Consider the following 15,882-nt stretch of genomic DNA (forward strand, 5'->3'; position numbering starts at 1 on the left):
GGCCCGCGCGGGAGCCGCTGCAGCACCTGACCGGCGCGGCGTTCTTCCGCCATGTCGAGCTCGCCGTCGGTCCCGGCGTCTTCGTTCCGCGACCTGAGACCGAGCTGCTGGCCGGCTGGGCGATCGAGCACGCGCGCGCCGTCGGCGACGGTGCCGGCCGGGCGCCGGTCGTCATCGACCTCTGCACCGGCTCCGGCGCGATCGCCAAGTCCGTCGCCGACGAGGTCGACGGCGCCGAGGTGCACGCGGTGGAGCTGGACGAGTCGGCCCACGGCTGGGCCGAGCGCAACCTCGCCGGCACCGGCGTCGACCTCCGCCACGGCGACATGGGCACGGCCTTCGACGACCTGGCCGGGACCGTGGACGTCGTCGTGTGCAACCCGCCGTACATCCCGCTCGAGGCGTGGGAGTCGGTCGCGGTCGAGGCGCGCGACCACGACCCCCACCTCGCGCTCTTCTCCGGCGACGACGGGCTCGACGCGATCCGCGTGCTGGCAGCGCGAGCGGCGCTCCTGCTGCGGCCCGGGGGAGTGGTCGGGGCGGAGCACGCCGACGTGCAGGGGGAGTCGGCTCCGGGCGTGTTCGCCGCGACCGGCCGCTGGGTCGAGATCGTCGACCACCGCGATCTGGCAGGTCGTCCGCGCTTCACGACGGCGCGGCTGGCACGATAGGCGGGTGCAACGCCTACCCGTGACGACCACCGACGAGCGGGAGGCCGCCATCGAGGCGGCAGCCATGGCGATCCGGCAGGGCCGATTGATCGTGCTGCCGACCGACACGGTCTACGGCATCGCCGCCGATGCCTTCTCGCCCGAGGCGGTGCAGTCGCTGCTCGCCGCGAAGGGCCGTGGCCGCGAGATGCCGCCGCCGGTCCTGGTGAGCGCCCCGACCACGCTGGACGCGCTCGCCATCGGCATCCCGGACTACGCGCGCGCCCTCGTCGAGGAGTTCTGGCCCGGTGCGCTGACCATCGTGTGCCGCCAGCAGTCCTCGCTGCAGTGGGACCTGGGGGAGACGCGCGGCACCGTCGCGGTCCGCATGCCCGACGACGAGATCGCCCTGGCCGTCCTCGAACGGACCGGCCCGCTGGCCGTCAGCTCGGCCAACCTGTCGGGGCGCCCGGCCGCGCGCACCGCCGACGAGGCGGAGTCGATGCTCGGAGCTAGCGTCGAGGTGATCGTCGACTCCGGCGCCACGCTGGGGGCGGACGCCTCGACCATCGTCGACTGCACCGGCAGCGAGGGTCGCATCCTCCGGCTCGGGGCGATCTCGCTGGACGCGCTGAACGCCGTCCTCGAGCCGCTGGGCAGCCGCATCACGGACGACGACTGATGCGCGAATACCTCCTCGTCTTCCTCGTCGCCGGCACCGTCACCTACCTCCTGACCGTCATCGCCCGCGAGATCGCCCTGCGCACCGGCGCGGTCGCCGCCGTGCGTGACCGCGACGTCCACACGGAGCCGATTCCCTACCTCGGCGGCATCGCGATGCTCGGTGGCCTCGTGGCGGCCTACTTCGTCGCCCGTGAGCTGCCGTTCCTCTCGCGCAGCGAGGGATTCGTCTTCCAGGATGCCGGGGTCGTGCTCCTCGCCGGGGCCCTCGTGTGCGCGGTCGGGGTGCTCGACGACATCTTCGACATCGACGCCCTCACCAAGCTGGGAGGCCAGGTGCTGGCTGCCTCGCTGCTGGTGGTCTTCGGGGTGCGGTTCTACTACTTCCCGGGCTTCGACGGCAGCAGCCAGTTCATCCTGGATCCGGCCCAGGGGGCGCTGCTGAGCGTCGTCGTGGTGATCGCGACGATCAACGCCGTCAACTTCGTCGACGGCCTCGACGGCCTCGCGGCCGGCGTGGTCGGGATCGGCGCCGTCGCCTTCTTCCTCTTCTGCTACTTCCTGGCCAGCGAGAACGACCTCACGCTCGCCACGACGGGGGCGTTGCTCACCGCCAGCCTGGCCGGCGCGTGCGCCGGCTTCCTGCCGCACAACTTCCACCCGGCCCGGCTCTTCATGGGCGACTCCGGCTCGATGCTGATCGGGCTGGTGCTCTCGGCCAGCGCGCTGACGGTGACGGGGCAGTTCGCCGGCAACGAGATCAGCTCCGACGGCAACAGCATCCTGGTCACGTTCCTGCCCGTGCTGCTGCCGGCCTCGCTGCTGATGGTGCCGGTCGCCGACCTGGTGCTGGCGGTCGTACGCCGTACGCGGGCCGGCAGGTCGCCGTTCGCGCCCGACAAGCAGCACCTGCACCACCGGCTGCTCGAGATCGGTCACTCCCAGCGCCGTGCCGTCTACATCATGTGGATGTGGGCCGCGCTGGTCGCCGGGGGATCGGTGCTGGTGAGCCTGCGCAGCGGGCCGTCGACCTGGGTGGGGCTGGCAGCGGCCTTCGTGCTGGCTGCAGTGATGACGTTCGTGCTCCCGATCATGCACCGACCGCACTCCGGCAAGACCGATTCGAACCAGCCGCAGACTTTGTGATAGTTTTCACGAGCGCTCGGAAGGCCCCGTAGAACAAGGGATTCAGCACTTCGACCGCATCGACCTGACCCCTCCACAGGACGGCCGCCGACATGACGACCGAGTCGAAGCAGGACACCCGCCGCGGTGCTTTCGTGCTCCTCGGTGCGGCTGGAGCGGCGTTCCTGGCGGGCCTGGTGATGGCCCTGGTCGCGTGGCTGGTCTCCGACCTGACCGCCGTCCGCAGTGTCGCGGTCAGCACCCTGCTCGTCGTGGCCGTCATCGGCTTCGGCGTCTACGTGCTCAACGTCGTCGCCTCGATCCTGCCCAGCGCGACCGTGCTGGTCGCGCTGGTGACCTACACGCTGCAGCTGGTCGTGCTCGCCGCAGTGGTGCTCACGCTCGCGCGCAACGGGATGATGGACGGCACCTTCGACCGGCGCTGGTTCGGCGGCGGCGTGGCCGTGGCCACGCTGGCGTGGATGATCGCCCAAATCGTGGCCCACGTGCGGGCGCGGATCCCCATCTACGACCTGCCAGAGGCGGGTGCGCGATGACCTCACACGCCTGCTATTGTCCGGGGCGCGATGGCTCAGCAGCAGGCCTCTTCGGAGCACTCGGACGAACCCCCATACGGCGACCCCTGGTTGGCGTTTTCCTACCTCGTCTCGGGTGCCACGATCTACGGCCTCATCGGCTGGGGTCTCGATCGATGGCTGGGCACGAAGTACCTCGTCGTCATCGGCATCCTGCTCGGTGTGGCGCTGGCGATCTACATGACTTTCGGACGGTTCGGCGGGCTTGCCTCGCGTCACGGCAAGCAGAGCGAAGGCAGGAGAGAGAATGAGCTTCCACGTGAGTCTGAGTGAGGGCGGAGAGTCCGCTGAGGGCGGTTTCCACGCCCCCGGTCCGGGCAGCTTCGAGCTCCCCCCGGTCTTCCACGTCGCCGACTTCGGCGTGACCAAGCCGATGCTGCTGCTGATCCTCTCGGCCGTGCTCATCCTGGCCTTCACGATCGCAGCATCGGGCAAGCGTCAGCTGGTCCCGGGCCGCCTGCAGTTCGCCGGCGAGGCCGTCTACGGCTTCGTCCGCAACACGCTGGCGCGCGACAACATCGGCAGCGAGCACTACATGAAGTTCGTGCCCTACCTGTTCTCGCTGTTCATGTTCATCCTGGTGAACAACTACTACGGGATCATCCCGTTCCTGCAGTTCTCGAGCTTCTCGCGCATCGGCTTCGTGATCCCGCTGGCGATCATCTCCTGGTTCGTCTACATCGGCACCGGGGTCTGGAAGCACGGCCTGTTCGGCTACCTCAAGCACGCGACGATGCCCTCCGGCGTCTCCGGGCCGATCCTGCTCCTGCTGGTCCCGCTGGAGTTCTTCTCCAACATCCTCGTCCGCCCGGTCACGCTCACGCTGCGTCTGTTCGGCAACATGTTCGCCGGCCACCTGCTGCTGATCCTGTTCGCCACCGGCGGCGCCGCGCTCCTGACCAGCGGCAACCTGTTGTACGGCGGTGTGGGCATCTTGTCCTTCGCCCTCGGAATCGGCGTCAGCTTCCTGGAGATGCTCGTGATGTTCCTCCAGGCCTACGTCTTCACCCTGCTCAGCTCGATGTACATCGGGGAAGCGCTCGCAGACGAGCACTGATCCACCCCTCACAAGTTTCGCCAAACAGCGGTGCGACAAGCGCGCCGCCGACGAAAGGAAAAGCCGTGGAAGGCTCTATCAACATGATCGGCCTCGGCCTCTCCGCCATCGGTCCCGGTGTCGGTATCGGCCTGATCTTCGCCGCGTTCATCAGTGGCGTTGCCCGTCAGCCCGAGGCTCAGAGCCGCCTGCAGTCGATCGCCATCCTTGGCTTCGTCCTTGCTGAGGCGCTCTTCATCATCACCGTCGCGCTCGCGTTCGTCCTGCCCATCTGACGACCGTCCCGGCATTAGGGAGATCACCTGTGAACACCGCTATCCAAGCGGCCGAAGAGGCCCACAATCCTCTCGTACCGGTCGTTTCGGAGATCGTGCTGGCGCTCATCGTCTTCGCGATCTTGTTCTTCGCGATCAAGAAGTTCGTCGTGCCGAACTTCGAGAAGACCTTCGCCGAGCGCACGCAGGCGATCGAGGGCGGCCTGAGCGCTGCTGAATCCAAGCAGGCTGAGGCCGACGCCAAGCTCGCCGAGCTCGAGAAGCAGCTGGCCGACGCCCGGCACGAGGCTGCGCGCATCCGTGAGGAAGCGCGTGAGCAGGGCGCCCAGATCGTCTCCGAGATGCGCGAGTCGGCCCAGGCCGAAGCCACGCGCATCGTCGAGCACGGCAAGACGCAGATCGAGGCGGAGCGCCAGCAGGCGGTCACCTCCCTGCGTGCCGAGGTCGGCACCCTCGCCACCGGTCTGGCCGGTCGGATCGTCGGCGAGAGCCTGGACGACGAGGCTCGCCAGAGTCGCGTGGTCGAGCGCTTCCTCGCCGAGCTCGAGAGCGACGGCTCGACCACCACCGGGAGCGGGGTCAACTGATGACCATCGCCCTGCGTGGAGCATCTGCCGACGCCCTGGCCGCGCTCACCAGCGAGCTGGAGAGCAAGCTGGGCGGAGGCGCGGACGCGAGCCGCATCGGCGACGACCTGTTCACGGTGTCGACGCTGCTGCGGTCCGAGCCCGGCCTGCGTCGGGTGGCGACGGACGTGTCCGTCGACGCCACGGCAAAGGCGGGGCTGGTCACCGAGATCTTCGGTGGCAAGCTCGACCAGGTCTCCTTGGACATCCTTGCGTCGGCCGTCGGTCGTCGCTGGACCGTCTCGCGCAACCTCGGCGATGTGTTGGAGCACCTCAGTGAGGTGGCGATCGTCCGGTCCGCCGGCGACGACTCGGCCCGCCTCGCGGACGAGCTGCACTCCTACGCCCAGGCGGTCAACGACAACCCGTCGCTGCGCGACGCGCTGTCCGACCCCGCCCGGTCCCTCGACGACAAGGCCACGCTGGTGCGCGGCCTCCTCGAGGGCAAGGCGCTGCCGGCAACGGTGACGCTGGCCCTCCAGGCGCTCCTGGGCACCTACCGCACCGTGGCCGTGGCCCTGAAGAACTACCAGCAGGTGGCGGCCCAGGTGCACGGCGAGCGCGTTGCCACCGTGCGGGTCGCCCACCCGCTGGCCGATGCCGAGAAGCAGCGGCTCAGCGACGCCCTGTCGCGCCAGTACGACCGGCCGATCCACCTCAACGAGGTCATCGACCCGGGCGTCATCGGCGGCATTCGCGTCGAGATCGGTGACGACGTGATCGACGGCACGGTGGCCAGCCGCATCGACGACGCCGGCCGCAAGCTGGCCGGCTGATTCGGCCATGACCCAGCGCCCCCAGACAACAGTTACTTTCGAGCAGCAGCAGATGAAGACGAGGAAGAGGAAATGACGGAGCTTTCGATTCGTCCGGACGAGATCCGGGACGCGCTTCAGCGTTTCGTGTCCGACTACAAGCCCGAGGCGGCCAGCAAGGAAGAGGTCGGCACGGTTGCTGAGGCAGCCGACGGCATCGCCCGCGTCAGCGGCCTGCCCTCGGTCATGGCCAACGAGCTGCTCGAGTTCGAGGACGGCACCCTCGGCATTGCGCTGAACCTCGACACCCGCGAGATCGGCGTCGTGGTCCTCGGTGACTTCGACAAGATCGAGGAAGGCCAGTCGGTCCGCCGTACCGGCGAGATCCTCTCGGTCCCCGTCGGTGACGGCTACCTCGGACGCGTGGTCGACCCGCTCGGCACCGCGATCGACGGCCTCGGCGAGATCACGCCCCTCGAGGGCCGCCGCGCGCTGGAGCTCCAGGCTCCCGGCGTGATGGTGCGCAAGTCGGTGCACGAGCCGCTCGCCACCGGCATCAAGGCGATCGACGCCCTGACGCCGATCGGCCGCGGCCAGCGCCAGCTGATCATCGGTGACCGCTCCACCGGCAAGACCACGATCGCGATCGACACGATCATCAACCAGAAGGCCAACTGGGAGTCCGGCGACCCGGACAAGCAGGTCCGCTGCATCTACGTCGCCATCGGTCAGAAGGGCTCGACCATCGCCGCCGTGCGTGGCGCCCTGGAAGAGGCCGGCGCGCTCGAGTACACGACCATCGTCGCGTCTCCCGCGTCCGACTCGGCCGGCTTCAAGTACCTCGCCCCCTACACCGGCTCGGCCATCGGCCAGCACTGGATGTACGACGGCAAGCACGTCCTCATCGTGTTCGATGACCTCACCAAGCAGGCCGAGGCCTACCGCGCCGTGTCGCTGCTGCTGCGTCGTCCGCCGGGCCGTGAGGCCTACCCGGGTGACGTGTTCTACCTGCACAGCCGTCTGCTCGAGCGCTGCGCGAAGCTGTCCGACGAGATGGGCAAGGGCTCGATGACGGGTCTGCCGATCATTGAGACGAAGGCCAACGACGTCTCGGCGTTCATCCCGACCAACGTCATCTCGATCACCGACGGTCAGATCTTCCTGCAGTCCGACCTCTTCGCCGCCAACCAGCGCCCCGCCATCGACGTGGGTGTCTCGGTCTCGCGCGTGGGTGGTTCGGCCATGACGAAGGCGATGAAGACCGTCACGGGTTCGCTCAAGGTTGACCTGGCGCAGTTCCGCGCCATGGAGGCCTTCGCGATGTTCGCCTCCGACCTCGACGCCGCCTCGCGCCAGCAGCTCGACCGTGGCCAGCGCCTGATGGCGCTGCTGAAGCAGCCGCAGTACTCGCCGTACCCCGTCGAGGAGATGACCGTCTCCTTGTGGACCGGCACCTCGGGTCGCCTCGACAAGGTCCCGACGGACGACGTCCTGCGCTTCGAGAACGAGTTCCTGGACTACCTGCGTCGCGGCCACGCCGGCATCCTTGCGGGCATCCGCGAGACGTCGAAGTTCGAGGACTCCACCGAGTCCGAGCTCATCAAGGCGTACGACTCCTTCCTCGACCAGTTCGAGACCTCTGACGGCCAGAGCATCAAGGCCGGCAAGGAAGAGCACGTCGCTCTCGAGGACACGGACGTCGAGCAGGAGCAGATCGTCAAGCAGAAGCGGAGCTGACGATGGCTCTCTCGGTACGCGAGTACCGCGCGCGGATCAAGTCGACGGAGTCGATGAAGAAGATCACGCGTGCCATGGAGCTCATCGCCGCGTCCCGCATCATCAAGGCGCAGCAGCGGGCCCAGGCGGCCGCACCGTACGCGCGTGAACTCACGCGTGCGGTCTCGGCCGTGGCGACCTTCTCCAACGTCGACCACGCACTGACGGTCGAGCCCGTGGACCCGAAGAAGGCGGCGATCCTGATCGTCACCTCCGACCGTGGTCTGGCGGGTGCCTACTCCTCGAGCGTGCTCAAGGAGGCCGAGCGCCTCATCGAGAAGCTCAAGGGCGAGGGCAAGACGGCTGACATCTACGTCACCGGCCGCAAGGGCGAGGGCTACTTCAGGTTCCGTCAGCGCCCCATCGTGCAGGCATGGACCGGCTTCAGCGACCAGCCGACCTACGACGTCGCTCGCGACATCGGGGAGACGCTGATCTCGGCGTTCCTCAATGAGACGGGCGTGACGGCGGAGGACGGCACCGCGCCGGGTGTCGACGAGGTCCACGTGGTCTACACGCGGTTCCGCTCGATGCTGCTCCAGGAGCCCACCGCTGTGCGGCTGCTGCCCCTGGAGGTCGTGGAAGGTGAGGAGAAGCCCTCCGAGGAGGACCTGCTCCCGCTCTACGAGTTCGAGCCCTCCCCGAGTGAGGTCCTCGACTCGCTGCTGCCGCGCTACGTCCAGAGCCGGATCTTCTTCGCCCTCCTGCAGGCCGCCGCTTCCGAGCTGGCAGCCCGGCAGAAGGCGATGAAGTCCGCGACGGACAACGCCGACGAGCTCATCAAGAAGTACAAGCGCATTGCCAACCAGGCACGCCAGGCTGGCATTACCCAGGAAATCAGCGAGATTGTCGGCGGCGTGAACGCCCTTGCCGACGCCCAAGCCGGGAGTGAGTGAAAGACATGACTGCCACCATCAACGAGTCCGCAGAGACCAAGTCTGCAGGCGGCGTGGGCCGCATCGCCCGCGTCATCGGCCCGGTCGTGGACATCGAGTTCCCGTCCGACGCGATGCCCCCCATCTACAACGCCCTCACCTGCGAGTTCGAGCTGGAGGGTGAGACCAAGAAGATCATCCTCGAGGTCGCCCAGCACATCGGTGACGGCATGGTCCGCGCCATCTCGATGAAGCCGACCGACGGCCTGGTCCGTGGCGGCCAGATCGTCGACACCGGTGAGTCCATCACCGTGCCCGTGGGTGACGTCACCCTCGGCAAGGTCTTCAACACGACCGGTGACTGCCTGAACCTCGAAGAGGGCGAGACCCTCGACGTCCAGGAGCGGTGGGGCATCCACCGCAAGGCGCCGAAGTTCGACCAGCTGGAGTCCAAGACCCAGATGTTCGAGACCGGCATCAAGGTCATCGACCTGCTCACCCCCTACGTCACGGGTGGAAAGATCGGCCTGTTCGGTGGTGCCGGTGTCGGCAAGACCGTCCTCATCCAGGAGATGATCGCGCGCGTCGCCAAGAACCACGGTGGTGTGTCGGTGTTCGCCGGTGTCGGCGAGCGCACCCGTGAGGGCAACGACCTCATCGTCGAGATGCAGGAGGCCGGCGTCTTCGACAAGGTCGCCCTGGTCTTCGGTCAGATGGACGAGCCGCCGGGCACGCGTCTTCGCGTCGCCCTGTCCGCGCTGACCATGGCGGAGTACTTCCGCGATGTGCAGAACCAGGACGTGCTGCTCTTCATCGACAACATCTTCCGCTTCACGCAGGCCGGTTCCGAGGTCTCCACGCTGCTCGGCCGCATGCCGTCCGCCGTGGGTTACCAGCCCAACCTGGCCGACGAGATGGGTCAGCTGCAGGAGCGCATCACCTCGACGCGTGGTCGCTCGATCACCTCGCTGCAGGCGATCTACGTCCCCGCCGACGACTACACCGACCCGGCGCCGGCGACCACCTTCGCGCACCTCGACGCCACCACCGAGCTGTCGCGTGAGATCGCGTCGCTCGGTATCTACCCGGCCGTGGACCCGCTGACCTCGACGTCGCGGATCCTCGACCCGCAGTACATCGGTGCCGAGCACTACAACTGCGCGGTTCGCGTCAAGCAGATCCTGCAGCGCAACAAGGAGCTCCAGGACATCATCGCGATCCTCGGTGTCGACGAGCTGTCCGAGGAGGACAAGGTCATCGTCACCCGGGCCCGCCGGATCCAGCGCTTCCTCTCGCAGAACACCTACGTTGCCAAGCAGTTCACCGGCATCGAGGGCTCGACGGTTCCCGTTGCGGAGACCATCGAGGCGTTCAACAAGATCTGCGACGGCGAGTACGACCACGTCGCCGAGCAGGCGTTCTTCATGTGCGGTGGCCTCGACGACGTCGAGCGCAAGTGGGCCGAGATCCAGAAGAGCCTCTGATGGCTGGCACCTCTGGCTCGACCCTCCAGGTGGAGCTCGTCGCAGCGGACCGGCTCGTCTGGTCCGGTACGGCGAGCCGCGTGATCGCTCGTACGACCGAAGGCGACGTCGGCATCCTGCCGGGGCACGCGCCGATCCTCTCGGTGATCATCGAGGGTGTCGTCGACGTGCTGACCGAGGAGGGCGAGACCTGGGTCGCGGCCGTGGACGCGGGTTTCCTGTCCGTCGCCAACGACCGCGTCTCGATCCTGTCCGAGCACGCTGAGATGTCGCACGAGATCGACCTCGAGAAGGCCCGTCAGGACCTCGAACGGGCCAAGGCCTCGGGCGAGAACAACGACGATGCCGAAGAAGCCGTACGCCGCGCCGAGGCGCGGATCCGTGCCGTGGAACGGGCTTCCTGACCACCTGCACACACAGCCCGATAGGGTGAGCGCACGAACCTCCTGGGTTCGTGCGCTCATCTGTTTTCCGCCTCAACCCGCAACGATCACGCAGGAGAGTGGATGCCCGTCTGGCAATGGCTTCTCGAGTCTGCTGGCGTGATCCTGCTCATTCCCCTGCTGTACGGGCTCGCGCTGATCGTCCGCCGTCGGGTGCTGTCGCGTCACGGTGGCACCTTCGAGCTCAGCTGTCGCCTGCACACGGCCCACCCCGGCCGCGGCTGGCTGCTCGGCCTGGGCCGCTACACCGGTGAGCAGCTCGAGTGGTTCCGGATCTTCTCGCTCTCCCACCAGCCGCGACGTGTCTGGTCGCGACGGTCCCTCTCCTACGCGGGTCGACGCGACGCCCACGGCGCCGAGCAGATGTCGTTGTATGCCGGCCACGTCATCGTCACCTGCACCACCCCGGAGGGAACCGTCGAGCTCGCCATGAGCGAGGCGTCGCTGACGGGCTTCCAGTCCTGGCTGGAGGCCGGCCCGCCCGGCACCGACTGGGACCGTCACCGCACCTGATGCGTGAGCTGACCTCCGCTCGCAACGCGGTCGCGCTGAGCTTCTTCCTCAACGGGCTGGTCTTCGCCAGCTGGGTCTCGCGCATCCCCGAGGCACGGTCGACCTTCGCGCTGTCCAACGGCCAGCTCGGCCTGCTCCTGCTCGCGATCGCGCTCGGGTCCCTGATCGCCCTGCCCACGACCGGGGCCGCGATCAACCGGTGGGGGACCGTGCGGGTCGTCCGCGTCGGAGCGGTGACGGCCACCGTCGGCCTGGTGCTGGCCGCGATCGGGCTCGGCGACCTGCTGCCCGCCACCACGGTCGGCCTGTTCCTCTACGGCGTCGGCATCGGGGTGTGGGACGTCGCGATGAACGTCGAGGGCGCCGAGGTCGAGCGCGGCCTGGGGCGCACGATCATGCCGCGCTTCCACGCGGGGTTCAGCGGCGGTACCGTCGTCGGTGCACTGCTGGGTGCCCTCGTGGTCGACCTGGCGGTGCCAGCCTCGTTGCACCTGACGGCCGTGGCCGTCCTGGCCCTGGTGGTCGTGTGGCTGACCTCGCCCGCCTTCTTGCCGATCGTCAGGACCGACCCGGCTCACGCGGGGTCCGCCCTCCGGGCGTGGCTCGAGCCCCGCACCCTGCTGATCGGCATGATGGTGCTCGCACTGGCCATCACCGAGGGCACGGCCAACGACTGGCTCGCCGTCGCGCTGGTCGACGGTCACGGTGCCTCGCACGCGGTCGGGGTGGCCGGCTTCGCCGTCTTCGTCGCGGCCATGACCCTCGGTCGGCTCGTCGGTACCCCACTGATCGACCGCTTCGGCCGGGTGACGATGCTGTGGAGCACGATGGCCGTTGCCGGGCTCGGCGTCGTCCTGATCGTCCTCGGCCCACACCCCGCGCTGGTCGTGGTCGGCATCGTGCTGTGGGGAGCGGGCGCGTCCCTGGGCTTCCCGGTCGGCATGAGCGCCGCGGCGGATGATCCGGCGCGCGCCGCCGCGCGCGTCAGCGTGGTCTCCACCATCGGCTACGCCGCGTTCCTGGCCGGCCCGCCGCTGCTCGGCTTCGTGGGGGACGAGGTCGGCACCCTCAGGGCGCTGCTCGTGGTCGCCGTACTGCTGATCCCCGCGGCCCTGGTCGTGCCGGCAGCCAGGCAGCAGGAGCTCAACCGAGCATCCGGCGCATGACCAGGCGCAGGCACCAGCAGTGCGTCTCGCGGTGGTCGGGAATGGAAAGGTCAGTCGGTCGAGCGCTCGCCGCCCGGCACCCACAGCACGTCGCCGTCCTCGCGGTTGGCGTGGCGCGCGAGGATGAAGACGAGGTCGGAGAGGCGGTTGAGGTAGGTGATCGCCAGCTTGTTCATGGACTCGCCGTGCTCGGCGTAGGCCGCCCAGGCCGACCGCTCGGCCCGGCGGATGACGGTGCGGGCGACGTGCAGCAGGGCCGCGCCCTCGGTGCCGCCGTTGAGGATGAACGAGCGGAGGTTGGGCAGATGCTCGTTGTAGTGGTCGCACCAGGCCTCGAGCCGGTCGACGTAGTCCTGCTCGATCCGCAGCGGCGGGAACTCGGGATCCTCGACCACCGGCGTGCAGAAATCGGCGCCGACGTCGAAGAGGTCGTTCTGGACGTGGGTGAGGACCTTGACGACATCGTCGTCGAGCCGACCCTGCGCCAGTGCCAGTCCGATGGTGGCGTTGGCCTCGTCCACATCGGCATAGGCGTGGAGCCGGAGATCGTTCTTCGTGGTCTCGCTCATGTCACCCAGGCGGGTGGAGCCGGCGTCGCCGGTACGGGTGTAGATGCGCGTGAGGTTGACCATGACGGTGAGCCTAGTGGGGCCCAGCCCGTGAGACACACCGAAAAGGTGTGGCATGAATGCAACGCCTCCGGGTATCACTGCGTCATAGTCGTGACGACGGTCACTCCGCTGCGCGGCTCCGGGGGGAACGGCAAAGTCCAATCTCGGGACACAAGGGGCACCACCATGGACATCACGTTCGACGGCATGACACTGGTTCTGCACGGAGACTTCGACGTGCGCAGCACCTTCGTGGTGCGTAGCGCCATCTACGAGCGGCTCGAGGGCTGCGAGCAGGACGTCGTCGTCGACATGGCCGAGGTGGGGACCATCGACGTCACAGCACTGCGCGTGCTGGCCGTCGCGACCCGTCAGGCCACTCGCGCGGGACACCACCTCACCCTGCGCAACTGCGGTCCCTCGGTGCGACGGATGATGCACCTGTCCCGGCTCGCGCACTCCTTCGAGGTCGAGCGGGCCGCCGCCAGCGCCTGACCGGGTGGGGTTCTTCACATTTCCATCCGGTGACTCATGGGTAACGCTGGCCATACTCTGTGCTCATGACTGACAAGCAGGTCGACGCCACGCCCGCCGAGGCGGCACGCCCCGAGAAGGATCGCCCGTGGGTGATGCGGACCTATGCCGGCCACTCCACGGCCGCTGCGTCCAACGCGCTCTACCGCGGCAACCTGGCCAAGGGCCAGACCGGCCTCAGTGTCGCCTTCGACCTGCCCACGCAGACGGGCTACGACCCCGACTCCCCGCTGAGCCGCGGCGAGGTCGGCAAGGTCGGCGTGCCGATCCCGCACCTCGGGGAGATGCGGCGCCTGTTCGAGGACATCCCGTTGACCGGGATGAACACCTCGATGACGATCAACGCCACCGCGATGTGGATGCTCGCGATGTACCAGGTCGCCGCCGAGGAGCAGAACCCCGGCGTCGACGTTCGTGAGGTCGCCGCCCAGCTCGCCGGCACGACCCAGAACGACATCATCAAGGAATACCTCTCGCGCGGGACCTACGTCTTCCCGCCCGAGCACTCTCTGCGCCTGATCAGCGACATGATCGCCTACACGGTCCACGAGATCCCCAAGTGGAACCCGATCAACATCTGCAGCTACCACCTCCAGGAGGCCGGCGCGACGCCTACCCAGGAGCTCGCCTACGCGTTGTGCACGGCGATCGCCGTGCTCGACCAGGTCAGGAACTCCGGGCAGGTCTCCGAGGACGACTTCGAGAAGGTCGTCGGCCGGATCTCCTTCTTCGTCAATGCCGGTGTCCGCTTCGTCGAAGAGACCTGCAAGATGCGGGCCTTCGTGCAGCTGTGGGACGAGATCACCCGCGAGCGCTACGGCGTGCAGGACGAGAAGATGCGCCGCTTCCGCTACGGCGTCCAGGTCAACTCGCTCGGCCTCACCGAGGCCCAGCCCGAGAACAACGTGCAGCGCATCGTGCTCGAGATGCTCGGCGTCACGCTGTCGAAGAACGCGCGCGCCCGCGCCGTACAGCTGCCGGCATGGAACGAGGCCCTCGGTCTCCCGCGGCCGTGGGACCAGCAGTGGTCGCTGCGGCTGCAGCAGGTGCTCGCCTTCGAGTCCGACCTGCTGGAGTACGACGACATCTTCGACGGCTCGCACGTCATCGCCGCCAAGGTTGCCTCGCTGGTCGAGGGTGCCAAGGCCGAGATCGACCGCGTGCAGGCCATGGGCGGCGCGATCGCGGCCGTCGAGTCCGGCTACATGAAGCAGGCGCTGGTCAGCGCCCACGCGGCTCGCCGGGCCCGGATCGAGGCCGGCGAGGAGATCATCGTCGGGGTGAACAAGTTCGACACGACCGAGGCGTCGCCGCTGACGGCGAACCTCGACGACGCGATCATGGCTGCCGACCCCAAGGCCGAGCAGACGGCGCGTGACTCGGTCACGGCGTGGAAGGAGCAGCGCGACGAGGCTGCGGTCACCGCGGCGCTGGAGGCGCTGGCGGCGGAGGCCAAGACCGACAAGAACCTGATGCACGCCACCTTGGCCGCGGCCCGCGCCGGCGCGACCACGGGGGAGTGGGCCGGCACGCTGCGCGAGGTGTTCGGCGAGTTCCGTGCTCCCACCGGTGTCTCCGGTGCGGTCGGCGTGGTCGAGGCCGGTGCCGAGCTCACCGCCGTCCGCGAGAAGGTCAGGGCCACCGGTGAGGAGCTCGGCGGTCGACTCCGCCTGCTCGTCGGCAAGCCCGGGCTCGACGGTCACAGCAACGGCGCCGAGCAGGTCGCTGTCCGCGCCCGCGACGCCGGCTTCGAGGTCATCTACCAGGGCATCCGCCTGACGCCGGAGCAGATCGTCGCGGCGGCCATCGCCGAGGACGTGCACTGCGTCGGCCTGTCAATCCTCTCCGGCTCCCACATGGAGCTGGTGCCCGACGTGCTCGCCGGGCTGCGTGAGGCGGGTCTCGACGACATCCCGGTGATCGTCGGCGGCATCATCCCCGAGTCCGACGGCAAGCGCCTGATGGAGCAGGGCGTCGCGGCCGTCTACACGCCGAAGGACTTCGGCCTGACCGCGATCATGGGTGGCATCGTCGACGTGATCCGGAAGGCGAACGACCTCGCCTGATCGATAGGGTCGCCTGCATGGGTGACCTGCAATGTGCGGCCCGGGTGTTCGTGGCCCGGCACGGTGAAGCCGACTACGAGTCCGAGCTGCTCTCCGACGCCGGCGGCAGCCTGAGCCTGCTCGGGCGCGAGCAGGCACTGGGGCTGGCGGACGCGCTCGCGGGGCAGCGGATCGCCCACGTCTACACGAGCTCGATGTCGCGGGCCGTGCAGACGGGCGAGATCATCGCCGCGCGCCTTGGCGTCGGGGTCACCGTCCGGCACGACCTCCGCGAGCTCGGAGTCGGTTCGCACGCCGGACAGCCGGCGGACCCCGATCCCTTCCGGCCCGTCTTCGACGACTGGATCGACGGCAGGCTGGACACGCCGGTCCCCGGGGGTGAGTCGGGCTCCGAGGTGGTGGCGCGGGTGTGCGGCGTGCTGGAGGAGGCGGCCGACCGCTACCGCGGCGAGGCCGTGCTCGTGATCAGCCACGGCGGCGCGATCTGTACGGCGATCCCCAACCTCGCACGCAACCTCGAGCGTCGCTTCCCGCTGTCGCGACCGCTGGCCAACTGCGGCGTGGTCGAGCTCGCCGCGGACGCGGACGGCTGGATCGTGCGCTCCTGGGCGGGCGAGCAGCTCCCGATGTGAGGTGCGGGACACCTTAG

General features: G+C 68.5%; 19 protein-coding genes. 18 read left to right on the forward strand and 1 reads right to left on the reverse strand.

The features are described 5' to 3' along the window. The 15 genes from prmC to CF8_RS06875 all read left to right on the forward strand — a co-directional run. A partial coding sequence (gene prmC / locus CF8_RS06805) for a peptide chain release factor N(5)-glutamine methyltransferase (RefSeq protein ID WP_036490452.1) occupies nucleotides 1–671 on the forward strand: 671 nt, incomplete at its 5' end. A gap of 4 nt (nucleotides 672–675) precedes the next feature. Further along, the gene (locus tag CF8_RS06810; RefSeq protein ID WP_051204141.1) at nucleotides 676–1,332 is read left to right on the forward strand and encodes an L-threonylcarbamoyladenylate synthase; all 657 of its coding nucleotides are present in this window, start codon (nucleotides 676–678) and stop codon (nucleotides 1,330–1,332) included. Further along, the gene (locus CF8_RS06815; RefSeq protein WP_010832392.1) at nucleotides 1,332–2,477 is read left to right on the forward strand and encodes an MraY family glycosyltransferase; all 1,146 of its coding nucleotides are present in this window, start codon (nucleotides 1,332–1,334) and stop codon (nucleotides 2,475–2,477) included. The genes CF8_RS06810 and CF8_RS06815 overlap by 1 nt, the downstream gene beginning before the upstream one ends. Before the next feature lie 92 nt (nucleotides 2,478–2,569). Next, complete coding sequence (locus CF8_RS06820) at nucleotides 2,570–3,013, forward strand: hypothetical protein (RefSeq protein ID WP_010832393.1); 444 nt, start codon at nucleotides 2,570–2,572, stop codon at nucleotides 3,011–3,013. A gap of 30 nt (nucleotides 3,014–3,043) precedes the next feature. Next, complete coding sequence (locus tag CF8_RS06825; RefSeq protein ID WP_010832394.1) at nucleotides 3,044–3,325, forward strand: AtpZ/AtpI family protein; 282 nt, start codon at nucleotides 3,044–3,046, stop codon at nucleotides 3,323–3,325. Beyond that, complete coding sequence (gene atpB, locus CF8_RS06830) at nucleotides 3,312–4,109, forward strand: F0F1 ATP synthase subunit A (protein ID WP_232211588.1); 798 nt, start codon at nucleotides 3,312–3,314, stop codon at nucleotides 4,107–4,109. Before CF8_RS06825 ends, atpB begins: the two co-directional genes overlap by 14 nt. Nucleotides 4,110–4,192: 83 nt before the next feature. Then, a complete protein-coding gene (gene atpE, locus CF8_RS06835; protein WP_166318585.1) occupies nucleotides 4,193–4,384 on the forward strand; it encodes an ATP synthase F0 subunit C in 192 nt (63 codons plus the stop codon). A 29-nt stretch (nucleotides 4,385–4,413) separates the two neighbouring features. Next, the gene (locus tag CF8_RS06840) at nucleotides 4,414–4,971 is read left to right on the forward strand and encodes a F0F1 ATP synthase subunit B (protein WP_010832396.1); all 558 of its coding nucleotides are present in this window, start codon (nucleotides 4,414–4,416) and stop codon (nucleotides 4,969–4,971) included. Continuing rightward, nucleotides 4,971–5,786 carry a F0F1 ATP synthase subunit delta gene (locus tag CF8_RS06845; protein WP_010832397.1) on the forward strand — a complete coding sequence of 272 codons (816 nt, stop codon included), beginning with the start codon at nucleotides 4,971–4,973 and terminating at the stop codon, nucleotides 5,784–5,786. The genes CF8_RS06840 and CF8_RS06845 overlap by 1 nt, the downstream gene beginning before the upstream one ends. A gap of 72 nt (nucleotides 5,787–5,858) precedes the next feature. Beyond that, nucleotides 5,859–7,502: a F0F1 ATP synthase subunit alpha gene (gene atpA / locus CF8_RS06850; RefSeq protein ID WP_010832398.1), complete on the forward strand. Its 1,644-nt coding sequence runs from the start codon at nucleotides 5,859–5,861 to the stop codon at nucleotides 7,500–7,502. A gap of 2 nt (nucleotides 7,503–7,504) precedes the next feature. Next, nucleotides 7,505–8,437 (forward strand): F0F1 ATP synthase subunit gamma, encoded by a 933-nt coding sequence (locus CF8_RS06855; RefSeq protein WP_010832399.1) that lies wholly within the window; start codon nucleotides 7,505–7,507, stop codon nucleotides 8,435–8,437. A 5-nt stretch (nucleotides 8,438–8,442) separates the two neighbouring features. Continuing rightward, nucleotides 8,443–9,900 (forward strand): F0F1 ATP synthase subunit beta, encoded by a 1,458-nt coding sequence (gene atpD, locus CF8_RS06860; RefSeq protein ID WP_036490456.1) that lies wholly within the window; start codon nucleotides 8,443–8,445, stop codon nucleotides 9,898–9,900. Next, entirely contained in the window at nucleotides 9,900–10,304 is a 405-nt protein-coding gene (locus CF8_RS06865; RefSeq protein WP_010832401.1) for a F0F1 ATP synthase subunit epsilon, read from the forward strand. Before atpD ends, CF8_RS06865 begins: the two co-directional genes overlap by 1 nt. Before the next feature lie 138 nt (nucleotides 10,305–10,442). Beyond that, nucleotides 10,443–10,856, forward strand: coding sequence for a DUF2550 domain-containing protein (locus tag CF8_RS06870; protein ID WP_010832402.1), 414 nt, complete (start codon nucleotides 10,443–10,445; stop codon nucleotides 10,854–10,856). After that, nucleotides 10,856–12,022 (forward strand): MFS transporter, encoded by a 1,167-nt coding sequence (locus CF8_RS06875; protein ID WP_010832403.1) that lies wholly within the window; start codon nucleotides 10,856–10,858, stop codon nucleotides 12,020–12,022. The genes CF8_RS06870 and CF8_RS06875 overlap by 1 nt, the downstream gene beginning before the upstream one ends. Before the next feature lie 50 nt (nucleotides 12,023–12,072). Here CF8_RS06875 and CF8_RS06880 read toward each other — a convergent pair whose 3' ends face one another. Continuing rightward, nucleotides 12,073–12,654 (reverse strand): cob(I)yrinic acid a,c-diamide adenosyltransferase, encoded by a 582-nt coding sequence (locus CF8_RS06880; protein ID WP_010832404.1) that lies wholly within the window; start codon nucleotides 12,652–12,654, stop codon nucleotides 12,073–12,075. A gap of 165 nt (nucleotides 12,655–12,819) precedes the next feature. On the opposite strand from CF8_RS06880, the gene CF8_RS06885 reads away from it, so the two are divergent. The 3 genes from CF8_RS06885 (at nucleotide 12,820) to CF8_RS06895 (ending at nucleotide 15,865) form a co-directional block, all read left to right on the forward strand. Continuing rightward, nucleotides 12,820–13,128 (forward strand): STAS domain-containing protein, encoded by a 309-nt coding sequence (locus tag CF8_RS06885; RefSeq protein ID WP_010832405.1) that lies wholly within the window; start codon nucleotides 12,820–12,822, stop codon nucleotides 13,126–13,128. 65 nt (nucleotides 13,129–13,193) lie between these two features. Beyond that, nucleotides 13,194–15,233 carry a protein meaA gene (locus CF8_RS06890; protein ID WP_084622809.1) on the forward strand — a complete coding sequence of 680 codons (2,040 nt, stop codon included), beginning with the start codon at nucleotides 13,194–13,196 and terminating at the stop codon, nucleotides 15,231–15,233. Between the two features lie 17 nt (nucleotides 15,234–15,250). Continuing rightward, the gene (locus CF8_RS06895; RefSeq protein ID WP_084622810.1) at nucleotides 15,251–15,865 is read left to right on the forward strand and encodes a histidine phosphatase family protein; all 615 of its coding nucleotides are present in this window, start codon (nucleotides 15,251–15,253) and stop codon (nucleotides 15,863–15,865) included. The last annotated feature ends 17 nt before the right edge of the window (nucleotides 15,866–15,882 follow it).

The sequence above is a fragment of the Nocardioides sp. CF8 genome (assembly GCF_000389985.1).
GTDB lineage: Bacteria > Actinomycetota > Actinomycetes > Propionibacteriales > Nocardioidaceae > Nocardioides > Nocardioides allogilvus.